The organism is Microbispora sp. NPDC049125 (assembly GCF_040802045.1).
Lineage (GTDB): Bacteria > Actinomycetota > Actinomycetes > Streptosporangiales > Streptosporangiaceae > Microbispora.
Map to the genome: position 1 here is coordinate 1 of NZ_JBEZDW010000064.1, position 24753 is coordinate 24753.

Sequence of the window (24753 nt, forward strand, 5' to 3'; positions counted from 1 at the left end):
TGGAGGCGAGCAACTTCGGCACCGCCAACGGCACCAAGGTGCAGCTGTGGTCCTGCACCGGCACCACCAGCCAGAAGTGGAACCGGAGCTGACCGGTAACCCGCAACGGGCAAGGCTCGGCCGCTGAGCCACGGCGCCGACTGGACGCGCACCATGCGTCCAGCCGGCGCCATTCCGGAGGGTGACCGCCGGCAGGTGGAGGTGGTCTTCCGCCTCACGGTCGCGGCGTTCGTCCGCGACGCACCGCCACCGGCCGCGGACGCCGTGGTCAGCCGGAGATCTCCTCGAGTGTGCGCAGGCGGGTCTCCGGACCCCACCTGGCCATGGTCAGGAGGCCGAGGACGGCCGTGGTCATCCCCGAGTACGGCGATGTCACGGCCGAGCCCGGCGAGTTCTGTCGCACAGCGGCGCAGGCCGTGGGACGCGAACTCTCGCGGCTCGTGGCCATAAACCGGCCACGCGACTGGAGCAGCGGCGGCGCCGCTACCGCACGCTGGCCTGGCGTGTGCCGGCCGTCGGGTCATGCGCTGTCGCACCGGCTCTGCGCCGGAACGTGAGCCCGTATTGCCAACAAGCCGAAAATCGAACGGTGAACAATGCGCTATCGCCTTCTTTGCGCCCGTCGGCACCGTAATCGGTATTCCTCGGACAACAGGTATCAGTGCACGCGTATTTTCTGCCGCCACTGCCGTAACAAGGATCTCGTACCTATGCTGTGATCACAGGCTGCGACCCAATTCGGACAGGAGGCCCACAATGTGTGACGCGCATCAGAACGAGGCGACCGCTCCCCGCCGCTGGATCATCTGGCTTTAAGGCGCCCAGATAAAGGCGCCCAGATAAAGGCGCCGGGCCTCCTGCCGGCCGCACCGCGCTGGGCAGGTGGGAGGCCCTGTTCGACCAGGCGGAAAAGCGCCGATTCCACTGTCAGGCCCGCAGTTTACGCCGGCACCGCGGAATTCGTCATGACCAGCGGACCGTGGCCCGGCGGCGGGCATATCCCAGATGTTCTGACTCCCGAAGACGACCCTCCGGCGGCGAGGTGGGCACTGAAGACCTTGCTCGTCTGCGTGCTCTTTCGGGGGCCTTCAGGAGATCTCCCGGCCACAACACTTGAAGTTCCTTCAGGGAACTCCAGTTGCTAGACTGCGTCCATGCAACGCACGAACTTCGGGGAGATGGCCTGCTCCATCGCGCGCACTCTCGACGTGATCGGAGAGCCGTGGTCGCCGTTGATCCTGCGCAACGTGTGGGTAGGAATGAGACGGTTCGACCAGCTCCAGGCCGACCTCGGAATCTCGCGCAAGGTGCTGACCGAGCGCCTCAACCACCTCGTCGACCAGGGCGTGCTGGAACGCCGCCCCTATGACAGGCGGCCACGTCACGAGTACCATCTGACGGCCAAGGGCGCCGAGCTGGTCGACCTGCTCATGGTCATGGCCGGCTGGGGGGACCGGTGGCTCGCCGGCGAGGCCGGGCCGCCGGTGCTTTACCGGCACCACGCGTGCGGCGAGATCAGCGGCGTCGACCTGCGCTGCGCCCATTGCGGCGAGCCGATGCACGCCGGTGACGTCGACCCGCTGCCGGGCCCCGGCGCAGCCGCGTGATCGGACCTGGGGCGCTCATTCCGTGTGGCCGGCCCGGGTCTCAAGCGTGGTGACGCACAGCCGTTCATGCCGATCACCGGCGGCGGACGATGACGCGGTCAGGCGGGCTGCCACAGCTCGATCCGATTGCCTTCGGGATCGGTGACCCAGCCGAAGCGGCCGACGCCCTCCATGTCCTGCGTCTCCTCGGCCACGTCCGCTCCCTTGGCGCGCAGCTGCTTGAGCATCGCGTCCAGGTCGCGGACCCGGAAGTTGAGCATGGCCTGCTGAGCGCGGGACCCGAAGTAGTCGGTCCCGGACTCGAACGCCGCGAACACCGTCTGCCCGGCTTCCTGATGCCACAGGCCGTTCTCGTCGGCGTCCAGGCCCAGGCAGTCGCGGTACCACGCGCCCAGGGACGCCGGGTCGGTGGCCCGCATGAAGTATCCGCCGATCCCGATCACACGTTCCATGCGCCCATCTTGCCAGGACGGTGATCGGGCGGACCAGTATCACGCTTCACACCATCACCCCTTTCACACTGCGTCTCAACCGAGAGCGGAGCGGCGTTGTCGGTGGCGTGCGGCATACTCACCGGGTCATGGCACATTCACGGGGTGGCGGCAGAGCGCTCGACCTGGACGCGCTCGCGGTGGGCGACAGGTTCAGGTTGTTCAACTTCACCCAGAGAGACGACTATGTCGTCTACCTCTGGGTGCTCAGGGCGATGGACCGCCTGCGAGCGGTGCATCGCGTCCGGGTGGACTGCGAGGACGTCGCGGCGGCGATGGCGGAGCTGGCGTCGGTCCACGACGAGGTGCCCACGGTGGACACGTCCCTGCGGGGACGGCTCGACGCCCTGGCCGGGGACGGGATCATCCACCGGCTGGAGGACGCCTCCCGGGCGGGAACGCTGGCGCGCTACCGCAACAGGCAGTCGGTCTACCAGTTCAGCGAGCTCGGCTACCGGGCGTTCACCGCGGTGGAGGACGTGCTCGCCGCACGTGTGCGGGACGCGAACCTGTCCCGGCTGGTGTTCTCCGACATCCTGGACGACCTGAAGTCGCTGGCCGCGGCGAACCGCGGCGGTGACGAGGAGCAGGTCTACCGGCGGCTGTCCCGGCTCGACGGCGTCATGGAGGACATGGTGCGCCGGTCCGCCCGGTTCCACGTCACCCTCGGCGAGATCGTCACCTCGACCGAGGCGTCGCCAGAGCTGTTCCTCCGCTACAAGAACGCCCTGCTCACCCACATGACCGACTTCATGGCGGAGCTCGACCGCTACCTGCCCCGCCTGCGCGGGGCCGTGCTGGAGGTCGAGGCGACCGGCATCGGCACGATGCTGGCGCGGGCGGCGGACGTCGACGACCGGCCGTTCCTCAGCGGGGGCGAGCGGATGGAGGACTGGAAGCGCCGGTGGGAGGTGCTCCGGGCCTGGTTCACCGCGGAGCCCGGCGCGGAGTCCGGGGCCGCCGAGCTGCGGCGGGCGACGCGGACCGCGGTGTCGGGAGTGATCGCTCTGCTGCGGCAGCTGACGGAGGTGCAGCGCGGGGGAGTGAACCGGGCCTCCGAGCTGCGTCACCTCGCCGAATGGATCTGCGACACGCCCGACGAGGACGCGGCCCACGCGCTGATGTCGGCCGCGTTCAACATGGGGTCGGCACGGCACCTCGGCGGCGCCCACGACGACGCCGAGCAGATCTCCCCGAGGGCCACGTGGTGGGACGCGCCCGGGGTCGAGGTCGCGCTCACCCCCTTCCGGACGGGCCGCGCGGCCGGCCCCGGCATTCCGCAGCCGGTCCGCGCCGATCCGAGGATGCGGGCCGGCCTGCGCGGCCTGCAGGTCGCGGCCAGGGAGGCCGAACGGCAGGCCGCGCGGAGCCTCGCGGCGAGCGGAGCCCACGGCCGGGTCCTCGACGAGGCCGAGACCCGCGTGCTGATGGCACTGCTGACCAGGGCGCTGGAGGCCAGGTCCGTCGTGTCGGGCCGCCTGAAGGCGGCGACCGGCAGCGACGACACCGTGATTGTCCGGCTCCTGCCGGACCCCCGGGGCGGCAGCGTCAGGACCGCGCACGGCCTGCTGCACCTGCCGGGCTTCACCCTGGAGATCTCCGCGCGTTCCGGGAGGGCGCGTGGCTGAGCCCCGCAGCGCCGCGGACGTCCCGCTCAGCGACCTCGGCGCGTACCAGGAGGCGGTGCGGCTCGTGCTCACCAGCGACCTGATCACGGCGGCGCACCCACGCCCCGGGGTGCTGGAGCGCGTGCTGCCCTGGGCCGACCAGCTCACCCGCGACCTGCGCGACCTGTTCGGCTACAGCCTCGTCGCGACGACCCGTCAGGTGCGGCTGATCCGCCGGTTCGACGCCCTGAACCCGTCACGCGGGAAGATCTTCGCCAGCAGGGCGGGCAAGGCCTTCGACCGCAGGCGGCTGGCGTACCTCTGCCTGGTGCTGGGATCGTTCCAGAGATCGCGGGTGGAGATCAGCCTGGCCGATCTGGTGCGCCTGTTCGCGCCGGTCGCCAACTCCATCCAGGGGCTCGGCTTCGATCCGGTCGTCCCCGGGCACAAGGCGGCGGTCGTCGACGTGATCGGCTGGCTGGTGGAGCGCGGGGCGCTGAGCCTGTCCGACGGCTCGGCCGAGGCGTGGGCGCGCGGCGACGACGGCGACGCCCTGTACGACATCGACCACGACATCTGCGCGACCCTCTTCCGGCCGCCGCGGCCGATCCGGCATCTGACCGGCGCCGCCGGACTGCTCGACGGGCTGGGCGGCCCGGCCGAGATGAGGGTGCGCAGGCTCCTGCTGGAGCAGCCGGTGGTGTACTACGCCGATCTCGACGCGGAGGCGGCGGCGGTCCTGCGGCGTGACGACGTCACGGAGAACCTGGCCCGGCTCACCGGCCTGGTCGTGGAGCGCCGCGCCGAGGGGGTGCTGCTCGCCGATCCGGGCGGCGGGTTCACCGACAGGGCCTTCCCCGGCAGGGGCGGGGCGGTCAACCGGGCGGCGGGGCTGCTGCTCACCCGGATCGCCGACGTCCTCGAAGAGGAGGGCGCCGCCCTGGGCCGGCTCGAGCCGCCGGTCGAGGCGGACGTGCAGCGGGATCTGCTGGGGCGGATCGACTCCGCGCTGCCGCAGGCCGGCGTCGTGCGCGAGCTCGCCTGGTCGTCCCCCCACGACATGCCGACGCCGCCGCGCCGCCCCGAGCCGCTCGTTCTCGTGGAGCGGCACCGGCTGCGGGCGCTGATCGAGGAGCTGTACGAGCGGTTCGGCGCGGCCTCCTTCACCGGCGTGTGGCAGCAGGACCCGCACGGGCTGCTCGACGCCGCGCTCGCCCTGCTCGCGGACCTGCGCCTGGTGCGGCTGGTGCCCGGCGGCGTGCTCCTGCTACCCGCGGCCGTCCGCTACCGCAACATCACCCTGGCGATCCCCGCGCCGCCCAAAGGCCAGCTCGACCTGTTCGAAGGAGGAGACTCGGCGTGACCCGGTTCAAGCCGTCCCGTGCCGGTCTGATCAACATCTGGGACTACACGGACGAGGAGTTCGTCTTCGCGGACGGCCGGCTGGTGCTGCGCGGCCACAACGGCTCGGGCAAGACCAAGGCGCTGGAGGTGCTGTTCCCCTTCATCCTCGACGGCGTGGTCGACGCCCGCCGGCTCGACCCGTTCAGCGGCGAGAACCGCACGATGAAGTCCAACCTCCTCTACCGGGGGCAGGAGTCGTCGTACGGGTTCGTGTGGATGGAGTTCACGGACGGCGCGCGCACCGTCACGCTGATCATCGCCATGCACGCCCACCGGGACCGGCCGGAGGTGAAGAGGGCCTACTTCGTCACGGCCAAGCGGGTCGGCGTCGACTTCGGGCTGTTGTCGGAGGAGGCCCGGCCGCTGACCGAGCAGCAACTGAAACGGGTGCTCGAACCGGGGGCGGCCCGCAACAACCCCACCGACTACCGGGACGCGGTCGACGCGGCCCTCTTCGGCCTCGGGCGGGAGCGGTACACGCAGCTGCTCGACCTGCTGCTCGCGCTGCGCCGGCCGCTGCTGGCCAAGGACCTCGACCCGGAGAAGGTCTCCGACACCCTCACCGCCGGCCTGAGCCCCCTGTCGGACGACCTGATCGAGCAGGCGGCGCGGGACTTCGACAACCTCGCGGCCGTGCAGCGCCTGGCCGAGGACCTCGCGGCGGCCGACGGCGCCGCCCGCGCCTTCCTGGCCCGCTACACGGACTACCTCCAGGCCGGCGTGCGCGCCCACCTCGACAGGATCGAGCTTCGCATCGAGCAGGTCGCACGGCCGGCCGCCCTGGTCGGCGAGGCGCGGGCCGAGACTCGCCGTGCCCGTGCCGCACAGCGGGAGGCCGAGCAGGCGTGCAGGGACGCGGCCGACGAGCAGACGAGACTCGAGGGCAGGCTGGACGCCCTCAAACGGCACGAGGCCTACAGCGCGCAGGGGGAGCTGGAGGGCCTGCGCGCACGGGTCGCCCAAGGGGCCAGGGAGATCGCCGGCACGCGGGACGCGAACGGCAGGACCGCGCTGCACCTCGCCGACCTGCGGCGCGAGGCCGATGACGTCGACCGCGAGCTCACGGAGGCACGGGAGACGGCCGGGAGGCTGGCCGCCGCCGTGGCGGAGGCGGCCGAGCGCGCCGGGATCCCGCGCACGCGGGCGGCAGACCTTCAGCAAGATGGCCCTCAGCAGGACGGCCCTCAGCGGGACGGCCATGAGCAGCAGGACGGGCGCCAGGAGGACGGCCGACAGGAGGTGAGGGCGCAGGCCGCCGCCCGCCGCCAGGACGTGGAGGACGTACGGCTCGGCCTGAGGAAGGTCGAGGAGGCGGAGCGGGACCGCGAGCGCGCCGGCAAGACCGCGCAGAAGGCGGAGCAGAGGGCGGAGGCGGGCGAGGAGGCCTGCCGCCTCGCCGAGCGAGCGCTCGGCGAGGCGGTCACCCGGGCGGAGGAGGAGCTGCGCGCCTGGGCCGGCCGGTGGGCCGGCGATCATCCGGATTCCCTGGTGAGCGACGACGACACCGGGGCCCTGTTCGAGAGCCTCGCCCTGGTGCGGGAGGCCGGAGCGCCCGGCCTCGGCGAGGTGTTCGGCGACCTGACCGAGGCGCGGCGCACCGCGCTGGCCACCGGGGCGGCCGGACACGACGCGACGCTGGCGCGGCTGACCGCCGAGATCGGGCGGCTGACGGAGCGGCGGGACGAGGTCGCGTCCGAACGCGACGACGCGCCGCCGCTCTCCGCCGCCCGGCACGCCGGACGGGAGGCTCGGCCAGGAGCGCCGCTGTGGCGGCTGGTGCGCTTCTCCGAGGAGGTCTCCTCCGAAGACGCGGCCGCCGTGGAAGGGGCACTGGAGGCGGCGGGGCTGCTCACGGCCTGGGTCCACCCCGATCCTCACCTCACCGCCGAGGCGGTGAAGCGGGCGGAGGCCGACGCGTACCTGCTGGCGGCGCCGCCCTCGCTGCGGCCGGGCGGGCGGACGCTGGCGAGCGTGCTGGTGCCGGAAGAGCAGGACCTCGTCGCGGCGTCGGTCATCTCCGACGTGCTCGGCTCCATCGCGGTGACCGAGGAGCTGGACGCCGCCGCCGGCACACCGGTGATCAGCACGCGGGGCCAGTTCGCGTACGGCGTCCACCTGGGCGCCCAGACCAAGACGGCGGCCGAGTACATCGGCGCCACCAACCGGGCGGCCCGGCGGCGGGCCAGGATCGCCGAGTACGACAGGGAGATCCGGGACAGATCCGAGGAGTGCGAGCGGGCGCGTGAGGCCCGCGACGCGCTGCGGCGGCGGCTGGACGACCTCGGCCGGGCCCGGGCGGAGCTGCGGCGGGTGGGGACGGACATCCACCGGGCGGTGGCGGCGCTGGCCGAGAAGTCGACGCTGCTCGCGGCCGCGCGCACCGAGCAGGCGGAGGCGGCGACCGCGCTGGACGCCGCCACCGCCGAGATGGACGCGGAGCGGCGCCGGCTCCGGCAGACGGCCGCTGACAGGGCCATGCCGGCCACGCCCGCCGAGATCGAGGCGGTCGCCCAGGCCGTCGGCGACTTCACGGCGGCGGCCGAGCGACATGCCCAGCACGACGCGGGCATCGCGAGGCTGAGCAGGGACCTCGACGCGCGGCGCCGCACGATCGAACGGCTCGACGGCGAGCTCAGGAGCGCCACCGACGGCCTGGCGGAGAAGGAGGAGATCCACCTGGGCCTCGCCGAGCGCCTGGCCGCCCTGGAGGAGGCGCTCGGCGCGCCGCTCAAGGAGATCCTCGACCAGATCAACGAGGCGGAGCGGGCACTCGCCGCGGCGGCGGCCACCTGGCGAGCCGCGGATCAGCGAGCCCGCGACGAGCACGACGCCCTGGTGAAGGCCGAGACCGCCGGCGAACACGGGCAGGCCGCGCTGGTGTCCGCCCTGCGCGAGCTGCTCGACCAGCTCGCCTCCTTCGCGCCGTTCACCCAGGCGGAGCTGCGGCCGGTGCTCGGCCTGCCCTCCGGGCCCGTCTGGCCCGACCGGGCCCGGTGGACGGGGCCCGAGCAGGCCGCCGCGCGGCTGATCGCACTGCTGGAGGACGAGCCGGACACCGGCGCGCAGGTCGCGGTCCGGTCCGTCCTTCCGGACGGGGCGGCGGAGCTGCTCACCCTCTGCGAGTCGGTCACCTCCGCACGGCAGGCGGGGGAGGCGGCTCGCAAGAGGGCGCGCGACCGCGTGTCGGAGGCCCTCAAGGAGTTCGGCGAGGCGCTGAACGCATGCGAGGAGGACTACCGGCTCGACTGGGAGCAGGGAGAGTCCCTGGTCCTGGTGCGGGTGCACGACGCCGACGGCCGTCACCCGGTCGCCGCCTTCGCCCGCCGCGTCGCCGAGCGCGCCGAGGAGCAGGGAGTCCTGCTGGAGGAGCGGGAGCGCAGGGTCCTGGAGGACGAGCTGCTGGCCGCCCTGGCCCAGCAGATCTTCGACCGGTTCTTCCTCGCGAAGGACCTGGTCAGGGGCATGGACGCCGACACCCGGTCCAAGCCGATGTCGACGGGCACCACCGTGGGCATCCGCTGGGTCGTCTCCGACAAGCTCACTGACGCTCAGCGCGGGGTCTCCGAGCTGCTCGGGCAGGACGGCCTCGGGCCGGTCCAGCTGGCCGAGCTGCGCGGGCTCCTCCGGCAGATGATCCACGAGTACCGGGCCGGGCATCCGCGGGCGACGTACAAGGAGGCGCTGTCGGCGGTGCTCGACTACCGCGCCTGGCGCTCGTTCGAGCTGCGGCTCAAGGTGCCGGGGGAGGAGGAGGTGAAGCTGAGCAGGAAGCGCCACTCCCAGATGTCGGGCGGGGAGAAGTCCGCCGCGATCCACCTGCCGCTGTTCGCCGCGGCCAACGCCCTCTACGGCTCCGCCGCCGCCACCTGCCCCCGCGTGATCGCGCTCGACGAGGCGTTCGCCGGCATCGACGACGTCTACAAACCCGACCTGCTCGGGCTCACGGTGCGCTACGACCTGGACGTGTTCATGACCGGCCACGACCTGTGGGTCAGGTACGACACGGTCCCGGCGGCGGCCCACTACGACATGCACAGCGACAAGGCGTCGCACACGGTCTCGGCCCTGCTCGTGCTGTGGGACGGATGTGAGCTCGTCGACTCCGCGGCCGGGTTCTCCGGCAACGACGAGCTCGCCGGAGAGATCCTCGGCTTCACACCGAGCCGGCGCGGCCCCGCCGGGACGGGCGTGCTGGTGCCCGCCGCCGACGAGCCCGGCGACGAGGGGGACGACGGGGACGACGGATGACGGACGTCCGCTTGAGATGCGCTACGGGGGACCGGCGGCGCCTGCGAGCCGCCCGACGCCGGCCGGGCGGCCCGGAGTCACCTGCCGAAACCGGCCGTCAGGCCGCTGAGCAGCTGGCGGCGGCCCACCGCGTAAAGGATCAGGATGGGCAGGGAGGTGAGCACGACGGAGGCGAGCACGGCGGGCACGTTCACGCTGTACTGCCCCTGGAAGGTCCACAACGCCAGAGGCAGCGTTCGCTTGTCCGTGCTCTGGGTGAGGATCAGCGGCAGGAGGAAGCCGTTCCAGATGGTCAGCGCGTTGTAGATCGTCACCGTCACCACGGCCGGGCGGCTGAGCGGGAAGGCCAGCCGCCACATCGTCTGGGCCTCGCTCGCCCCCTCGATCCGCATCGACTCGAACAGCTCCTTGGGCACGTCGCGGATGAAGTTGGTCAGGACCAGCACCGACAGCGGGATCGCGAAGGCGGCAGACGGCAGGATCAGCCCCAGCAGCGAGTCGTACAGCTGCAGCCGGATGATGATCAGGTAGACCGGGATGATGGTCGCCTGCAGCGGGATGGCCAGGCCCATGAGCAGGAGGGAGTTCACCCCGCGCAGGAAGCGCAGGGCGCCGCCCCGGACGATCGCGTAGGCCGCCATGAACGAGAACACGACCGCCGGTATGACCGCGCCGACGGTGACGATGAGACTGTTCAGGAAGTACAGCGGGAAGTCGGACTCGATGACCATCTTGTAGTTGGCCAGGGTCGGGTCCGTCGGCGGCACCAGCGGGTTGGACGCGTAGTAGCTGCTCTGCAGCTTGAAGCTGGTGATCACGATCCAGTAGATCGGCACGATCACCACCAGCAGCCACAGCCAGCTCACCGCCGAGCCCAGCCAGTTCGGCCGCTCCGTGGCCTTGGCGGGCCGGCGCGGCTGGGACGCGGCGGCCCGGTCGACCCCCGTCGTCGTGTGGGTCACGCTCATGTCAGGCCCCTTCCAGCTGGCTGGCGCTGTTGTCGCGGCCGCCGAGCCGGCGTAGCAGCAGCGCCATGACGAGGCCCACCAGGACGAGGATGACGGCGATCGCGCTGGCCGGTCCCATCAGGTTGGCCTGGAACCCGCGCTTGTACATGTCGAGGGCGAGCACCCGGGTGGCGTCGCCGGGACCGCCCGCGGTCAGCACGAAGATCAGGTCGAAGAACGTCAGGGAGCCGACGACCATGAGCGTGGATGAGGTGATGATCGTGTACTTGAGCTGCGGCAGCGTGATGCTGAAGAACTTGCGCACCCGGCCCGCGCCGTCCATCTCCGCCGCCTCGTACATCGCGCGGGGAATCTGCCGCACCCCGCCCTGGTAGATCAGCGAGTGGAACGGGATGAACTGCCACGACACCACGAAGATCACGGTGCTGAAGGCGAGGACGGGCTCACCGAGCCAGTCCTGCGTGAGCAGCCCGATGTGCAGCCCGGCTCCGAGCCCGAAGTTGGGGTCGAGCAGGGCCTTGTACGCGATGGCGATGGCCGCCTGGCTGAGCAGCAGCGGGATGAAGAACACCACCGCGAGCACCGCGCGGTAGCGCTGGCGCCCGGCCAGGAACACCCCGATGAGGATGCTGGCGGGCGTCTGGAACGCCCAGGACACCGCCATCACCAGGAACGTCACCCACAGCGCATGGGGCAGACCGGGGTCGGTGAGCACGGCCCGCCAGCTCGTGAACCCGGAGACGGTGATGACGCCGAGCCCGTCCCACGACGTGAAGCTGAGAACCAGGACCCCGATGAGGGGGATCACCGCGAAGGCCACGAAGAGCACCAGGGCCGGTACGGCCAGCCACGGGAGGACGCCGCTGCGGGCTCCTCCCGAGGCCGGCGCCGGCGCCCCCCGGCGGGTGGTGGGCGCGAACGCGCTCACTTGCCGATGACCGCGTTCAGGTTCGACACCCACTGCTGGGGTGAGATCGACAGCTGGAACAGCTTGGCGATGTTGTCCAGCAGCACCTCGGCGGCGGTGGGGCTGAGCGCCTGGTCCCAGGACTGGGCGAACACCTTGGCGTTGCTCGCGATGCCGTACACGAAGTTGAGGAAGTCGGCGTCCTTGGAGCCGGCGAACGCCTTGTCGGCGCCCTTGACGATCGGCACGCCGCCCGTGTCGGCCCACTCCTTCACTTCCTGGTCGGTGAGCACACCGGTGGCGAAGAACTTCTTGGCGATCTCCTTCTGCTCGGGTGTCGCCTTGGAGGAGATCGACAGGTACTGGCCGGGGTTGCCCACGGTGTCGCTCGGGTCGCCCTTGCCGCCGTCGACCGGCGGGAAGTTGAGGTAGCCGAGGTGGCCGCCGGGGACGAAGTCGCCGCCGTCGGTCAGCATGCCGCCGTACGTCCAGGCGCCGTGCAGCATCATCGCGGCCTTGCCGGTGTACAGCAGCGCCTGGTCGGCGTTGGAGTCGGCCGTGATCGAGGAGAAGCCCTTGATGAACCCGTTCGCCTTGACGAGCTCCTGCACCTTGGTCAGGGTCTCGAGGACCGCGGGGTGGGACCAGGCGTCCTTCTCGCCTTCGAACACGGCCTGGAACACGTCGGGGCCGCCGATGCGGTCGAGGAGGAACTCCAGCCACATCATGTTCGTCCAGCGCGACTGGCCGCCGAGGGAGAACGGCGCGACGCCGGCCTTGTTGAACTTGGGGACCAGGTCCATGATGTCGCCCCACGACTGGGGCGGCTCCGCGCCGACCTTCTCGAACACCGTCTTGTTGTAGTAGAGCACGATGGGCTGCACCGTCTCGCACGGCATCGCGTAGATCTTGCCCTCGATCGTGGCCGCGCCGAACGAGGAGGGGAACAGCCGGTCCTTCACGGCGGGGTTCTGGTCGAACCACGGGGTGAGATCCTCGACCTGGCCGGCCTTGACGTACGTGCTCAGGGTCCCGCCGCCCCAGCCCCAGATGATGGTGGGCGCCTGGCCCGCCCCGATCGCCGTCTTGATCTTCGTCTTGTACGCGTCGTTCTGGAAGGTCGTGCCCGTGATCTGGCTGTTGGGATTGGCCTTGTTGAATCGCTCCACGGCCCTGGTGCGCACACCCTCCTGGGGCTGGACCGCGAGGTACCAGTAGCTGGCTTTGCCGCTTCCGCCGCCGCTGCCCCCGCCACTGGCTCCACCGGCCCGGGTCGGGCCGGAGGTTCCACAGGCCGCGAGCGCGGCACCAAGGGGGAGGCCCATCGAGAGGCTGAGGAATGCGCGGCGGGAGGTTGACCTGGAATCCACGCTGATCTCCGTACGTTCGAGATGCCGAGGCTGGCCGCGGCTCGGTGCGACGTCAGGGTGGGGTGGCCGGCGCGGGGGTGGAAGAGCACATGCGGTGCCGCTCGTCCACCCCTGTTCGGGTCAGCTCGCCGAAACTTTCGAAACTGGGCCGCGTGGATCGCCAATTTAGATTTGCACTACTGGCATGTCAAGGGTTTGATCAGGCCCTGGTCACCACCCCGTCGCGGCTGTGTAAAGTACATCGCGCTGAAGTCAACCTGGTGGTATCGAGCGGGCGAGCTGTCCCGCGGAGCCGCCGGGAGGCGCCGAAAGGTTGCGAAATTGCGCCGAACGTATCCCCGAGGAGAGCAGATGACCGGGCCCGATCTGACCTCCTCGACCGGCCGGAGCTTCCGGCCATGGCAGGACATATCACTCTCCGTGGCCGACCGGGTCGACGCCCTCCTCCAGGAGATGACCCTGGAGGAGAAGGTCGGCCAGCTGGGCAGCCGGTGGATCGGCAACGACATGCAGGCGGACCAGGACCAGGACCCGGAGCCCGGCGACCAGTCCGAGAACGCGCTGAACGTGGCCCCGATGCAGGACGCCTTCGCGGCCTCGGGCTCGGTGCCCTTCGAGGAGGCGATCCGCCACGGCCTCGGCCACCTGACGCGGGTGTTCGGCAGCGCTCCGCTGACCGTGGCGGAGGGCGCGGCGGAGGTGGTCCGACTGCAGCACGAGGTGGTGAAGCACTCCCGGCTCGGCATCCCGGCGCTGGTCCACGAAGAGTGCCTGACCGGTTTCACCACGTACGGCGCGACCGTCTACCCGGCGGCCATCGCCTGGGGCGCGACGTTCGACCCGGACATCGTGGAGCGCATGGCCGCCGCGATCGGACGGGACATGCGGGACGTGGGCGTCCACCAGGGCCTGTCGCCGGTGCTGGACGTGGTCCGCGACTACCGGTGGGGCCGGGTCGAGGAGACCATGGGCGAGGATCCGTACCTCGTGGCGATGCTCGGCGCCGCCTACGTGCGCGGCCTGCAGAGCGCCGGGGTCATCGCCACGCTGAAGCACTTCGCGGGATACTCCGCCTCCCGGGCGGCCCGCAACCACGGCCCGGTGCCGATGGGCCGGCGGGAGCTGATGGACATGATCCTGCCGGCGTTCGAGACCGCTGTCGCCGAGGGCGGCGCACGCTCGGTGATGAACTCCTACTCCGACGTGGACGGCGTCCCCGCGGCGGCCGACTCGTGGCTGCTGACCGACCTGCTGCGCGGCGAGTGGGGCTTCACCGGGACGGTCGTGTCGGACTACTGGGCGGTCCCGTTCCTCGCGACGATGCACCAGGTCGCCGGGGACACCGAGGAGGCCGGGGTGCAGGCGCTGACCGCGGGGATCGACGTCGAGCTGCCCGACACGCTGGGCTTCGGGCAGCACCTGGCCGAGCGGGTCCGGCGGGGCGAGCTGCCGGAGTCGCTGGTCGACCGCGCCGCGCGCCGGCTGCTCACCCAGAAGGTGGAGCTGGGGCTGCTCGACCCGGACTGGACGCCGGAGAAGTCGGTGGCCGGGGCGCCGGACGTCGACCTCGACTCGCCGGGCAACCGGGCGCTGGCCCGGGAACTGGCCGAGCGGTCGATCGTGCTGCTCGACGCGGGCACCGCGCTTCCGCTGCTGGGGGAGGGGCGTACGGAGCCGCGCCGGGTGGCCGTGGTCGGCCCGTGCGCCGACGAGCCGCGTACGTTCATGGGCTGCTACGCCTTCCCCAACCACGTGCTGCCCCGCCATCCGGGGCTCGGGCTCGGCGTGGCGGCGCCCAGCCTGCTCGACGCCCTGCGGGCCGAGCTGCCGGACGCCGAGCTGGTCCACGAGCGGGGCTGCGACGTGTCGGGCGACGACCGCTCCGGCTTCGCCGCCGCGCTCCGCGCCACCCGCGAGTCCGACCTGTGCGTGGCCGTCGTCGGCGACCTGGCCGGGCTGTTCGGGCAGGGAACCTCGGGCGAGGGCTGCGACGCCGAGGACCTGCGGCTGCCCGGCGTCCAGGCGGACCTGCTGGCCGAGTTGACCGCCACCGGCACGCCCGTCGTGGTGGTCGTCGTGTCGGGCCGCCCGTACGCGCTGGGGGAGGTGCACGGCCGCGCCGCCGCGCTCGTCCAGGCGTTCATGCCGGGGGAGGAGGGCGGGGCGGCCGTCGCGGGCGTCCTTTCCGGCCGGGTGCAGCCCGGCGGGAAGCTGCCGGTGCAGATTCCGCGCGGCCCGGGCGGGCAGCCGGGCACCTACCTGCAGCCGCCGCTGGGCTCCAACAGTCACGGCATCAGCAACCTCGACCCGACGCCGCTGTTCCCGTTCGGTCACGGCGCCTCCTACACCACCTTCGAGGTCGACGACCTGGTGATCAGTGACGCCGAGGTGCCCACCGACGGCGAGTTCACGGTGTCGGTACGAGTACGCAACACCGGCGGCCGGGCGGGCGAGGAGGTCGTCCAGCTCTACCTGCACGACGTGCTCGCCCAGGTCACCCGGCCGATGCGGCAGCTCACCGGGTTCGCCAGAGTCCGGCTGGAGCCGGGCGCGAGCGCGCGGGCCACGTTCGCGGTGCACGCCGACCGGACCGCCTTCACCGGGCGTGACCTGCGGCGTGTCGTCGAGCCTGGGGACGTCGAGGTGTTCGTCGGCACGTCGGCGTCGGATCTGCCGTGCCGGGGCCGCGTGCGCCTGACCGGCTCGCCGCGCCATGTGGGCCACGGCCGCCGGCTGGCCACGCCCGTGGACGTCACACCGGCGCAGCACGATTGAGAGGGCTGCGGATCGCCGGCAGGTGGCCCAGCGGGTGACCCGGCAGGTGGCCCGGCAGGTGGCCCGGCAGGTGGCAGGGTGCCCGGGCCCGGCCGGGTCTCCCGCCACGAGTAGCGTGGGTCGTGTGAGCGCGCGTATCGGGTGGCAGGAGGATCGCCGCCGCCGGGTCGGCCGCCGGCCGGGGCCCGGGGCGGCCGGAGGCCACCACGGGACGGATGAGGAGCCACAGCCATGGCCGAATCGCACACACCCGCCGACGACATCGTCTACGACCTCGTCAGCATCCAGTACCACGCGCTGAAGGGCGCCGAGGCGTACGCCAAGTACGCCGAGGACGCCGAGGATCACGACGACGTGGCGGAGTTCATCGAACAGGTCCGCAAGGAAGACGCCTACCGCGCTGTGCGGTGTCACGAACTGCTCGGCAGGCTGACCGCGCAGCGCGGCGGCATCGGGTGACGTTCCGCCGCCGATCCTCCTGATCGGCGGCGCGGGAGGGAGCCGTGATGGCGGCCCAGGCGGGGGAGAAGGCGCAGAAGACCGGGGTCTTCCACTGCGCGAAGTGCGGCGAGAAGGTGTCCGTCAAGGAAGGGCACAAGATCCCTAAGTGCCCGAACGGCCACACCGAGTTCGGCAGCCGCACCGACGAGCCGGGAAACAGGTAGACCGCGCCGGCGGAGGCGCTCCGGGGCCCAGCCGAGGGCCCCGGCCGCTCGTCACCTATCCGCGGACGGGCGGCGAGGCCGCGATCCGCAGGACGCGCGGCGGCACGGCCGCCGGTTCCGGCAGCCGCAACGGCGCGCGGCCCGGCATGACGGTCCCGAGCGGCGTGGCGTGCCGGGCTCCGGTGCAGGAGGGCATCTGGCCGGGAAGTCCGTGCACGGTAAGGAAACCGAGCACGGCGAAGGCGAGAGCCTCCTTGGCCGCGGACGGCACGCCGAGATCGTCGCTGGACGGCAGCCGCACGCCCGGCAGCTCCCCGGCGATCATCCGCATCATCGTGGGGTTGCGCAGGCCGCCGCCGGACACGACCAGCTCCGTCACGCCGTGGGCCCGGCAGGCGTCCGCCACGGTCACGGCGGTGAGCCGGGTGAGCGTCGCGAGCACGTCCTCCGGGCCGGGGACGGGCCACGCCGCCAGCGCCTCCAGCAGGTACGGCAGGTGGAAGCGCTCCTTGCCGGTGCTCTTGGGCGCGGGCATGCGGTAGTAGGGATCGGCGAGGAGCGCGGCCAGGAGGCCCCTGTTCTCCTGGCCGGCCGCCGCTCCCCGGCCGTCGGCGTCGAAGTCGCCGACCCCGCCGCTGAAGTGCCGGACCGCCGCGTCGAGCAGCGCGTTGGCCGGCCCGGTGTCGAAGGCGACCGGGTCGCCGCCGGGCGGGACGACCGTGACGTTGGCGATGCCGCCGAGGTTGAGGGCGGCGGGGACGCCCTGCCTGCCCCGCAGCAGCAGCGTGTCCAGCATGCTGACGAGCGGGGCGCCCTGGCCGCCGGCCGCGACGTCGCGGCTGCGCAGGTCGGAGACGACGGGAAGCCCGGTCGCCTCGGCGATCCAGGCGGGCTGCCCGAGTTGCAGGGTGCCGCGGACGGCGCCGTCCTCCACCCAGTGGTAGACGGTCTGGCCGTGTGAGACGACCAGGTCGGCCGCGCCGCCGCACAGCTCGCTGACGGCGCGGACGGCCGCGTCGGCGAAGGCGCGGCCGACGCCGGTGTCCACACGGCACAGGTCGTACGCCGTCGCCGGGGCCGGGGGCAGCACGGCGGCGATGCCCGCCCGCAGCTCCTCCGGGTACGGCAGGCTGAGCGCCCCCAGCGGGCGCATCACCAGCGCGTCGCCGGCGAGCGTCAGCTCCGCCGCCGCGACCTCGATTCCGTCGTACGACGTGCCGGACATGAGGCCGATCACCCGCACGGCGTCTCCCGGGCATGGCCGGCGGTGGCGGCGTCCGCTCCGTCGGGCGCGGGGGCGGGCCTCGGGGGCGGCGGCTGGTGGAACAGGCTGAGGAGCCCGCCCACCACGAGAGTGATGACCACTCCGATCGGTACCAGCCACTGGGCCGCGATGCCCGTTGGCGTGGTGGTCCCCGCGGTGGTGACGTCGATCTTGATGCCGCGTACGACGTAGGTCATCACCGCGACCGTGACGAGGAAGGCGATCACGGAGTCGAGTTCGTTTGCCCTCCTGATCAGGCGGCCCAGCAGGAACGCGCCGAGCAGGGCGCCGTAGGTGTAGCCGGCGATGGTCAGGCCGGTGAGGTAGACGTTGCCGGTGCTGCTGCTGAAGGCGCTCGCGAAGACGGCCATCAGCACGGCCCACACGAGTGTCATCACCCGGGCCAGCTTCAGCAGCGTCTGGTCGGACGGCGTACGGCGGAAGAAGCTGTGGATGATGTCGGAGACCGTGGAGTTCGACATGGAGTTGAGCGCCGACGACAGCGAGCCCATCGCGGCGCCGAGGATGCCGGCCACCAGCAGTCCCGAGATGCCCACGGGCAGGGCGTGCAGGATGAAGCTGGGGTACAGGTTGTCACTGCTCCGCAGGCCCAGGTCCTTGAAGGTGCGGCCCTGGTTGTACGACCACAGCAGCGCGCCGACGAGGGAGAACGCGGCGAACTGGAAGGTGATGAAGACGCCCGAGCCGATCATGGCCTTCTGGCTGTCCCGCAGGCTGGGCGTGGCCAGGATGCGCTGCACGATCAGCTGGTCGGAGCCGTGGCTGGCCATCGCGAAGATGGCTCCTCCGATGATCGCCGTGGGCAGGGCGAAGGTGCTGGTCAGGATGTGGGCGAGGCCGAAGTCGGTGTCGAACAGCTGGAAGCGGCCGGCGTGCAGGGCGTCGGAGAAGCCCCGGCCGCCCACGTGCCCGGCCAGCACGGCGATCGCCAGCACCGCGCCGCCGAGGTAGAGGAGCATCTGGATGGCGTCCGTCCAGATCACGGCCTTGATGCCGCCCAGGTAGGTGTAGACGACCGTGATCAGGGTCAGCACGACGATGATGACCTGGTAGCCGGTGTGCACCCCGAACTCGTCCAGCAGCAGCTTGATCGGGATCGCCGAGGCGAACAGCCGGACGCCTTCTGCGAGCAGGCGCGTGACCACGAAGGTCACCGAGGCGAGGCCCTGAAGCTTCAGGCCGAACCGGTCCCCGAGGTACTGGTAGGCGCTGACGAAGCCGCCACGCTTGTAGAGCGGGATCAGGACGGTGGCGACGACGACGCGGCCGATGACGTAGCCGATCGCCAGCTCCACGTTGCCGAAGCCCTGGCCGCTGTAGGCGCCGCCGGGGACGCTGATGACGGTGAGCACGCTTGTCTCCGTCGCCACGACGGAGAAGCAGACCGTCCACCACGGCATGCGGCCGTCGCCGACGAAGTAGTCCTTCGCCGATCTCTGCCGCCCGGACAGGCGCAGTCCGATCACGGCGATCGCGACGAGATACACGACGATCACTACGAGGTCGAGGTGTCGCACAGCTGACTCCTTGTGACGAGCCGGACGGTCCGCCGATGGGGGGCGAGGGGAGTTGACCGGACGAGGCGGGCGCCGTCGTCGTCCGGGCGCGGGGCGGACCGCGTGCCGCGCGCACCGGCGTGGGCGGGGCCGGTGGCGGCGTCGCCGCCGGTCTCGCCGAGGTCCGCAGTCGGCACGGCCGTCATTGGCACGCTTCCTGTCCGAGATGAGGAACGGGTTCCGCGCCGGCCGCGGGGCCTCGCGGTCCAGCGAGTATCGAAGCGGCGAACGGCGAGTGTCAATAAGTAACCACAGATATTTTGTTCCGTACATTTTTGACCAGGATGCGGGCCCTCGATACGCTGTCGCTCACCCCCCGCCCAGTTGGAGGAACGCATGGCTTCCCCGGCCTCGCCCGGCGACTCGGCCGAGCGGCCGCCCGATTCCCCCGCCGCGGACATCCTCGTGCGGATCCGCGCGGCCGTCCCCGCGCTGGCGCCGTCCGAGCGCCGCGTCGCCGAGGCGGTCCTCGTCGATCCGGCCCAGGCCGCCCTGCTGTCCATCAGCGACCTCGCGGGCCGGGCACGGACCTCCGTCACCACGGTGATGCGGTTCTGCCGGGCCATCGGGCTGGGCAACTACCCCCAGTTGCGCCTGGCGCTGGCCGGAGCGGCGGCGCGGGAGGACGCCCTCGGGGGTGACCGCCCCCGTGTGAGCACAGACATCAGCGCCACCGACTCGCTCGACCAGGTGGTCGAAAAGATCATTTACAACGAGGTGCGCGCCCTGGAGGACACCGGCAGCGGGCTTGACGTGCCGACGCTGGCCCTTGCGGTCGAGGCGGTGGCGCGGGCCCGGCGCGTGGACGTCTTCGGGGTCGGGGCGAGCGGCTTCGTGGGGCAGGACCTGCACCAGAAACTTCACCGCATCGGCCGGATGGCGTTCATCTGGACCGACGCGCACGCGGCGCTGACCGCCGCCGCGCTGCTCGGCCCCGGCGACGTCGCGATCGGGATCTCGCACTCGGGGGTCACCGTGGACACGGTCGAACCGCTGCAGGCGGCCGCCGAGCGGGGAGCGACCACCATCGCCCTCACCAACTACCCCCGCTCACCTCTGGGGGAGAGCGCCGACCTGGTGCTGAGCACATGCGCCCGCGAGACGCCGTTCCGGTCCGGCGCCACGGTCAGCCGGATCGCCCAGCTCGCCGTCATCGACTGCCTGTTCGTCGGCGTCGCGCAGCAGTGCTACGACGAGGCGACCGCCGCGCTGCAGAGCACCTACAGCGCCGTCCACTGGCGAGGGCGCGCGCCCTCCGCCCGCCGCCCGTCGGCGGCCGAGGACTGACGTCCGCCTGTTCCGCCTGCTCGCCTGCTCGCCTGCTCCGCCTGTTCCGCCTGTTCCACCTGAAAGGACGACCGCACCGTGGACCTCAGTGCGCTCGGGACCGAGACCCGCAACGACCAGACGGCCGATCTGGACCGCATGCCGCTGCCGGAGCTGCTCCAGGTGATGAACGCAGAAGACCGGTCCGTGGCCCTCGCGGTGCGCGGCGTCCTGCCCGAGATCGGCGCCGCCGTCGAGCTGATCACGGCCTCGCTGCGGCAGGGCGGCCGGCTCGTCTACATCGGTGCCGGGACCAGCGGCAGGATCGGGCTGCTCGACGCCGTGGAGTGCCCGCCCACCTTCGGCACCTCCCCGGACCAGGTGGTGGCGCTGCTCGCGGGCGGGCGGGACGCGTTCGCCGTCGCCGTCGAGGGCGCGGAGGACGACCCGCGGGCGGCCGCCGCCGACCTCGCCCGGATCGGGGCCGGGGCGCGTGACACCGTCGTCGGCCTGTCCGCGAGCGGCCGCACCCCCTATGTCGTCGGCGGCCTGGACCACGCCCGCGCGGTGGGCGCCGCCACCGTGTCGGTGGCGTGCAACCGGGACGCCGTGATCAGCGGGCACGCCGACGTCGCGATCGAGGTCGCGACCGGCCCGGAGGTGCTGACCGGCTCCACCCGGCTGAAGGCCGGCACCGCCCAGAAGCTGGTGTGCAACATGCTCTCGACGGCCTCGATGGTGCGGATCGGCAAGGTCTACCGGAACCTCATGGTCGACGTGCGCCCGAGCAACGACAAGCTCGTGGACCGTGCCCGCCGCATCGTGGCGGAGGCCGCGGACGCCCGCCCCGACGTCGCCGCCCGCGCGCTTCAGGCGGCCGGCGGTCACGCGAAGACCGCGATCGTGATGCTCCTCACCGGCTGCGACCGTGAGGGGGCCGCGGCCCGGCTGGAGCGTTCCGGGGGCGACGTCCGTGCGGCGGTGGCCGGGAGCTGAGCCGCGCGCGTTCCGCGACGACCTCCCGGTCGTCCCGGCCGTCTCCCTGGCGGGGCGGTGTGCGGGCCCGGGTTCACAGGCTCACGGCGGTGCTCTCCCTGATCACGAGCTCGGTCTCCACCATCCGCCTGGGCTTGCCCGGCACGCCCGCGAACCGGTCGAGCAGGAGCTGGAACGCCTGCCGGCCGACCTCGCCGAAGTTCTGCCGCACGGTCGTCAACGAGGGCCAGAAGTACGCCGCCTCGGGGACGTCGTCGAACCCGACCACGCTGACGTCGTCGGGAACCCGGCGGCCGGTCTCCCGCAGGGCCCGCAGCACCCCCATCGCCATGTGGTCGTTGGCCACGAAGATCGCTGTCGCCGTGGGTTCCCGGGCGAGCCGTCTGCCGATCTCATAGCCCGACTGGGCGGACCAGTCGCCGGCCAGCGGCTCGGGAACCTCCCGGCCCTCGGCCTCCAGCGCCGCCCGCCACCCGGCCGCGCGGCCGCTCGCGTCGATCCAGTCGGGCGGGCCGGACACGTGCCACACCGTGTGGTGCCCGAGGCTCAGCAGGTGGCGGGTGGCGCGGGCGGCTCCCGCGTGCTGGTCGACCGCCGCCACCGGCACCGGCAGGTCGCCCCCTCCGCCGACGTCGACGACCGGGAGGCCCGGGGGAAGGTCCTGCAGCCCCTCGGCGGCCGACTCGTGTGGCGCGACGACGATGACGCCGTCCACCGACTGGGATCGCAGGCGGTCGATTCCCTTGGCGATCCATCTGCGGTTCAGGGCGGGAAGGCTGGCGATGCTGACCAGGTAGTCGCCGTCCCTGGCCGCCTGTTCGATGCCGAACAACGTCGAGGCCGGGCCGTACAGAGTGGTCTCGAAGCTGACCACCCCGAGCACGCCCGAGCGGCCGGTCGCCAGGAGGCGCGCGGCGGAGTTGGGCCGGTAGCCGAGCTCGCGGACGGCCGCCAGGACGCGTGCCGCGGTCTCCGGACGTACCTTCTCCGGGGTGTTCAGCACCCTCGACACCGTCATCGCCGAGACCCCTGCCAGGGCAGCGACGTCCGCCATGACCACCGCCCTCGGACGATCGCCCGGATCGTCTCCAGCCCGGACCTTCGCCATGCGCCCCGTCTCCGCTCCTGTCGTCTGGTGTTCCTGCGTGGAGGTGATCGGACGGCCCCCGGGATGCGGTGCGCATCGCCGGGGGCCGTCGCGGGTGGTCAGGAATAGGGATCGACGAGGTGCCTATGGCAAGAGGCCCGCGTCAGGAGAGCGTGCAGGTTGCTCCGTTCAGGGCGAACGCGGTGGGTTTGTCGGCGTTGCCGGTGTGTGTGGCTTGGAAGCCGATCTGGGCGGAGCCGCCGGCCGGCAGCGAGCCGTTGTAGCTGACGTTACGGGCGGTGACCTGGCCGCTGCTGGGGGAGTAGGTGGCGTTCCATCCGTTGGTGATGGTCTGCCCGCTGGGGAGGGTGAAGGCCAGGGACCAGCCGTTGATCGCCGACGATCCGGTGTTGGTGATCGTGATGTCCTCGGTCAGGCCGTTGTTCCAGGCGTTGACGGTGGCGCTGACCCGGCAGGCGCCCGGCTCGCCGCTGGGAGACGGAGACGGGGACGGCGAGGGGGTGGGTGTCGGCGTGGGGCTGGGTGTCGGCGTCGGGGTGGGTGTCGGTGTCGGCGTCGGGGTGGGGGTGGGTGTCGGCGTCGGGGTGGGGGTGGGTGTCGGTGTCGGGGTGGGGGTGGGTGTCGGGGTGGTGGTGCCGTCGAGGCCGAGGAAGGTGATGGCGTAGGCGAGCTGGCCGCTCATGGGGAGCTGGTGGCCGACGCCGCTGATGCTGATGCCTTCGATGGTGGCCTGGTTGCCGGTGCCGCCGTACCGGGTCCGTGTCCAGCTGGACTGCGGGTGGTCGGTGAAGCCCGGAGTGGTGCTCAACCCGTGGAGGTTGGTCCACTGCTTGATCTCCTCGCCGAAGTTCGGGTAGGCGAGGGTGGTGTCGGTGGTGCCGTGCCACAGCTGGATGCGGGGGTAGCGTCCGGTGTATCCGGGGTACATGGCCCGTGCCTGGTCGCCCCACTGCTGCGCGGTCTTGATGAGCTGGCCGCCGGAGCACTGGTTGTTCCACAGCGATCCGTTGGTGGTGGCGAAGCATCCCGCGGGCACGCCCGAGTAGGCCGAGGCGGCGCTGAAGACGTCGGGGTATTCGGCGGCCAGGACGTTGGTCATCATGGCGCCGGAGGAGAAGCCGCTGACCACGATGCGGCCGGGGTCGACGTTGTAGCGCGAGCGGACGTAGGAGACCATCGACATGATGCCGGTGGAGTCGCTGCCGCCGTTGCGCTTCAGCGCGTTCGGCGTGGAGACGTCGAAGCATGATCCGCTGCGGGTGGCTTCGGGGAGCACGATGATGTAGCCGTAGCGGTCGGCCGCGGTGACGTAATCATGCCCGTTGCCGTTGAAGATCCCGCTGGCCGAGCCGCTGCAGTAGTGGACCAGCACCAGCAGCGCCGGCCGGGCCGCGACCCGGTCCGGCACATAGAGGTACATGTTCAGGTTCGTTGGATTGGTGCCGAAGTTCGTCACGCGCGTGAGCGAGGCGGCCTCGGCCGGCTGGGGCGCCATCAGTACGGCGACCAGCAGCGGCAAGGCGACCGCCGCCAGCAGAGCCCTGAGCCTTCCTTTCACGGTACGTCCTTTCGTCTGCGGATGTTGTGCGCCGGCGTTGCCGCGGCGGGGTGGGCCGGAGGCGCCTGCGCCATCGGTGCGTCGGCCGCCGCACGGACGGCCCCGCTCAGGTGGCGCAGGCCAAGAGACACAGGTCAGGTGCGGGTCCAGCGCTGGTTGGTTCCGCCGTTGCAGGTCCAGATCTGCAGCTTGACGCCGTTGGCGGTGGAGTAGTTCGGCACGTCGAGGCACTTGTTGGCGCCGACGGCGGTGATGCTGCCGTCGCTGTTGAAGCGCCACTTCTGGTTGTTCTGTCCGTTGCAGTCCCAGATGAGTACGGTGGTGCCGTCGGCGGTGCCTGCGCCGTTGACGTCGAGGCACTTGTTGCCGTAGACGCGCAGCTCACCGGCGCTGGTGGAGGTCCACTGCTGGTTGGCCTGGCCGTTGCAGTCCCAGATCTGTGCCTGCGCTCCGTTGGTCTGGGAGGCGCCGGTCACGTCCAGGCACCGGCCTGATCCCACTCCGCGGATCGCGCCGGTCGTGCCGGGGGACGTCGGTGTGGGGGTGGATGTGGGGCCGCCGGGCTGGCCGATGCTGCCGGGGACGGATTGGAGTGCGGTGTACCAGGCGGCGGCCATTTTGTCGTAGCCGCCGGCGGTGGGGTGGATGCCGTCGATGAGGTCGGCGGTGGTGAGTTTGCTGTGCATGTCGACCAGGTGGACGTGTTTGCCGCTGTTGATTTTGTTCTGGACGATGCCGGGGACGGCGGCGTTGAAGGTGCGGGCGGCGTTTTCCTGGCCGGAGTTGGACAGCGGGATGATGGTGGCGACGAAGACGTCGGCGTTGGGGACGGCTGTGGTGATGTGGTCGATCAGGGTGGACAGCCGTTGCGGGGCGGTGGAGACGTTGTAGTTCTGCAGGATGTCGTTGGTGCCGATGTGCAGGAGCACGGTGCGGGGGGTG

Annotated in this window: 19 protein-coding genes; 9 read left to right on the plus strand and 10 right to left on the minus strand. The window is 71.7% G+C overall.

Translation table 11 applies throughout. The annotated features are described in order from the left end of the window. Positions 1 to 1154: 1154 nt before the first annotated feature. Complete coding sequence (locus AB0B72_RS38685) at positions 1155 to 1607, plus strand: winged helix-turn-helix transcriptional regulator (RefSeq protein WP_367744635.1); 453 nt, start codon at positions 1155 to 1157, stop codon at positions 1605 to 1607. Between the two features lie 98 nt (positions 1608 to 1705). On the opposite strand, the gene AB0B72_RS38690 is transcribed toward AB0B72_RS38685, so the two are convergent. Then, complete coding sequence (locus tag AB0B72_RS38690) at positions 1706 to 2059, minus strand: VOC family protein (protein WP_367744636.1); 354 nt, start codon at positions 2057 to 2059, stop codon at positions 1706 to 1708. A 128-nt stretch (positions 2060 to 2187) separates the two neighbouring features. On the opposite strand from AB0B72_RS38690, the gene AB0B72_RS38695 reads away from it, so the two are divergent. Genes AB0B72_RS38695 through AB0B72_RS38705 form a run of 3 tightly spaced genes read left to right on the plus strand, consistent with a single transcriptional unit; the run spans position 2188 to position 9357 of the window. Further along, a complete protein-coding gene (locus AB0B72_RS38695; RefSeq protein ID WP_367744638.1) occupies positions 2188 to 3726 on the plus strand; it encodes a TIGR02677 family protein in 1539 nt (512 codons plus the stop codon). Then, positions 3719 to 5068 carry a DUF2398 family protein gene (locus AB0B72_RS38700; protein WP_367744639.1) on the plus strand — a complete coding sequence of 450 codons (1350 nt, stop codon included), beginning with the start codon at positions 3719 to 3721 and terminating at the stop codon, positions 5066 to 5068. The genes AB0B72_RS38695 and AB0B72_RS38700 overlap by 8 nt, the downstream gene beginning before the upstream one ends. Further along, positions 5065 to 9357: an SbcC/MukB-like Walker B domain-containing protein gene (locus AB0B72_RS38705; RefSeq protein ID WP_367744641.1), complete on the plus strand. Its 4293-nt coding sequence runs from the start codon at positions 5065 to 5067 to the stop codon at positions 9355 to 9357. Before AB0B72_RS38700 ends, AB0B72_RS38705 begins: the two co-directional genes overlap by 4 nt. Positions 9358 to 9434: 77 nt before the next feature. Here AB0B72_RS38705 and AB0B72_RS38710 read toward each other — a convergent pair whose 3' ends face one another. From AB0B72_RS38710 to AB0B72_RS38720, 3 genes are read right to left on the minus strand one after another with little or no spacing between them, the layout of a single operon-like run. After that, positions 9435 to 10325, minus strand: a complete 891-nt coding sequence (locus AB0B72_RS38710; protein WP_367744643.1) for a carbohydrate ABC transporter permease — start codon at positions 10323 to 10325, stop codon at positions 9435 to 9437. A 1-nt stretch (position 10326) separates the two neighbouring features. Continuing rightward, positions 10327 to 11253, minus strand: a complete 927-nt coding sequence (locus tag AB0B72_RS38715) for a carbohydrate ABC transporter permease (protein WP_367744645.1) — start codon at positions 11251 to 11253, stop codon at positions 10327 to 10329. After that, the gene (locus AB0B72_RS38720) at positions 11250 to 12602 is read right to left on the minus strand and encodes an extracellular solute-binding protein (protein ID WP_367744647.1); all 1353 of its coding nucleotides are present in this window, start codon (positions 12600 to 12602) and stop codon (positions 11250 to 11252) included. The genes AB0B72_RS38715 and AB0B72_RS38720 overlap by 4 nt, the downstream gene beginning before the upstream one ends. Positions 12603 to 12953: 351 nt before the next feature. Between AB0B72_RS38720 and AB0B72_RS38725 the strand changes: the two genes are divergently transcribed. The 3 genes from AB0B72_RS38725 to AB0B72_RS38735 all read left to right on the plus strand — a co-directional run bounded on the left by AB0B72_RS38725 (position 12954) and on the right by AB0B72_RS38735 (position 16042). After that, positions 12954 to 15377 (plus strand): glycoside hydrolase family 3 N-terminal domain-containing protein, encoded by a 2424-nt coding sequence (locus AB0B72_RS38725; RefSeq protein WP_367744649.1) that lies wholly within the window; start codon positions 12954 to 12956, stop codon positions 15375 to 15377. Positions 15378 to 15608: 231 nt separating this feature from the next. Continuing rightward, the gene (locus AB0B72_RS38730; RefSeq protein ID WP_367744651.1) at positions 15609 to 15836 is read left to right on the plus strand and encodes a hypothetical protein; all 228 of its coding nucleotides are present in this window, start codon (positions 15609 to 15611) and stop codon (positions 15834 to 15836) included. A gap of 47 nt (positions 15837 to 15883) precedes the next feature. Beyond that, on the plus strand, positions 15884 to 16042 hold the full coding sequence (locus AB0B72_RS38735) for a hypothetical protein (RefSeq protein ID WP_367744652.1): 159 nt from the start codon (positions 15884 to 15886) through the stop codon (positions 16040 to 16042). A 55-nt stretch (positions 16043 to 16097) separates the two neighbouring features. Here the strand turns inward: AB0B72_RS38735 and AB0B72_RS38740 are convergent, their stop codons facing one another. The 3 genes from AB0B72_RS38740 to AB0B72_RS38750 are packed head-to-tail and all read right to left on the minus strand — an operon-like array spanning position 16098 to position 19020. Beyond that, the gene (locus tag AB0B72_RS38740) at positions 16098 to 17285 is read right to left on the minus strand and encodes an anhydro-N-acetylmuramic acid kinase (protein ID WP_367744654.1); all 1188 of its coding nucleotides are present in this window, start codon (positions 17283 to 17285) and stop codon (positions 16098 to 16100) included. Next, the gene (locus tag AB0B72_RS38745) at positions 17276 to 18844 is read right to left on the minus strand and encodes a sodium:solute symporter (RefSeq protein WP_367744655.1); all 1569 of its coding nucleotides are present in this window, start codon (positions 18842 to 18844) and stop codon (positions 17276 to 17278) included. The genes AB0B72_RS38740 and AB0B72_RS38745 overlap by 10 nt, the downstream gene beginning before the upstream one ends. Next, entirely contained in the window at positions 18823 to 19020 is a 198-nt protein-coding gene (locus tag AB0B72_RS38750; RefSeq protein ID WP_367744656.1) for a hypothetical protein, read from the minus strand. Before AB0B72_RS38750 ends, AB0B72_RS38745 begins: the two co-directional genes overlap by 22 nt. Before the next feature lie 199 nt (positions 19021 to 19219). Here AB0B72_RS38750 and AB0B72_RS38755 point away from each other — a divergent pair, with 199 nt between their 5' ends. Together AB0B72_RS38755 and murQ are read left to right on the plus strand one after the other, a co-directional pair. Next, positions 19220 to 20170, plus strand: coding sequence for a MurR/RpiR family transcriptional regulator (locus AB0B72_RS38755; RefSeq protein WP_367744657.1), 951 nt, complete (start codon positions 19220 to 19222; stop codon positions 20168 to 20170). A gap of 78 nt (positions 20171 to 20248) precedes the next feature. Beyond that, positions 20249 to 21145: an N-acetylmuramic acid 6-phosphate etherase gene (gene murQ, locus AB0B72_RS38760; RefSeq protein WP_367744658.1), complete on the plus strand. Its 897-nt coding sequence runs from the start codon at positions 20249 to 20251 to the stop codon at positions 21143 to 21145. 73 nt (positions 21146 to 21218) lie between these two features. Here murQ and AB0B72_RS38765 read toward each other — a convergent pair whose 3' ends face one another. From AB0B72_RS38765 to AB0B72_RS38775, 3 genes are all read right to left on the minus strand, one after another. After that, positions 21219 to 22199: a LacI family DNA-binding transcriptional regulator gene (locus tag AB0B72_RS38765; protein WP_367744660.1), complete on the minus strand. Its 981-nt coding sequence runs from the start codon at positions 22197 to 22199 to the stop codon at positions 21219 to 21221. A gap of 196 nt (positions 22200 to 22395) precedes the next feature. Then, positions 22396 to 23811, minus strand: coding sequence for a PHB depolymerase family esterase (locus AB0B72_RS38770; protein ID WP_367744661.1), 1416 nt, complete (start codon positions 23809 to 23811; stop codon positions 22396 to 22398). 134 nt (positions 23812 to 23945) lie between these two features. Then, the coding region (locus AB0B72_RS38775) for a lectin (protein ID WP_367744662.1) at positions 23946 to 24753 on the minus strand (808 nt) is incomplete at its 5' end.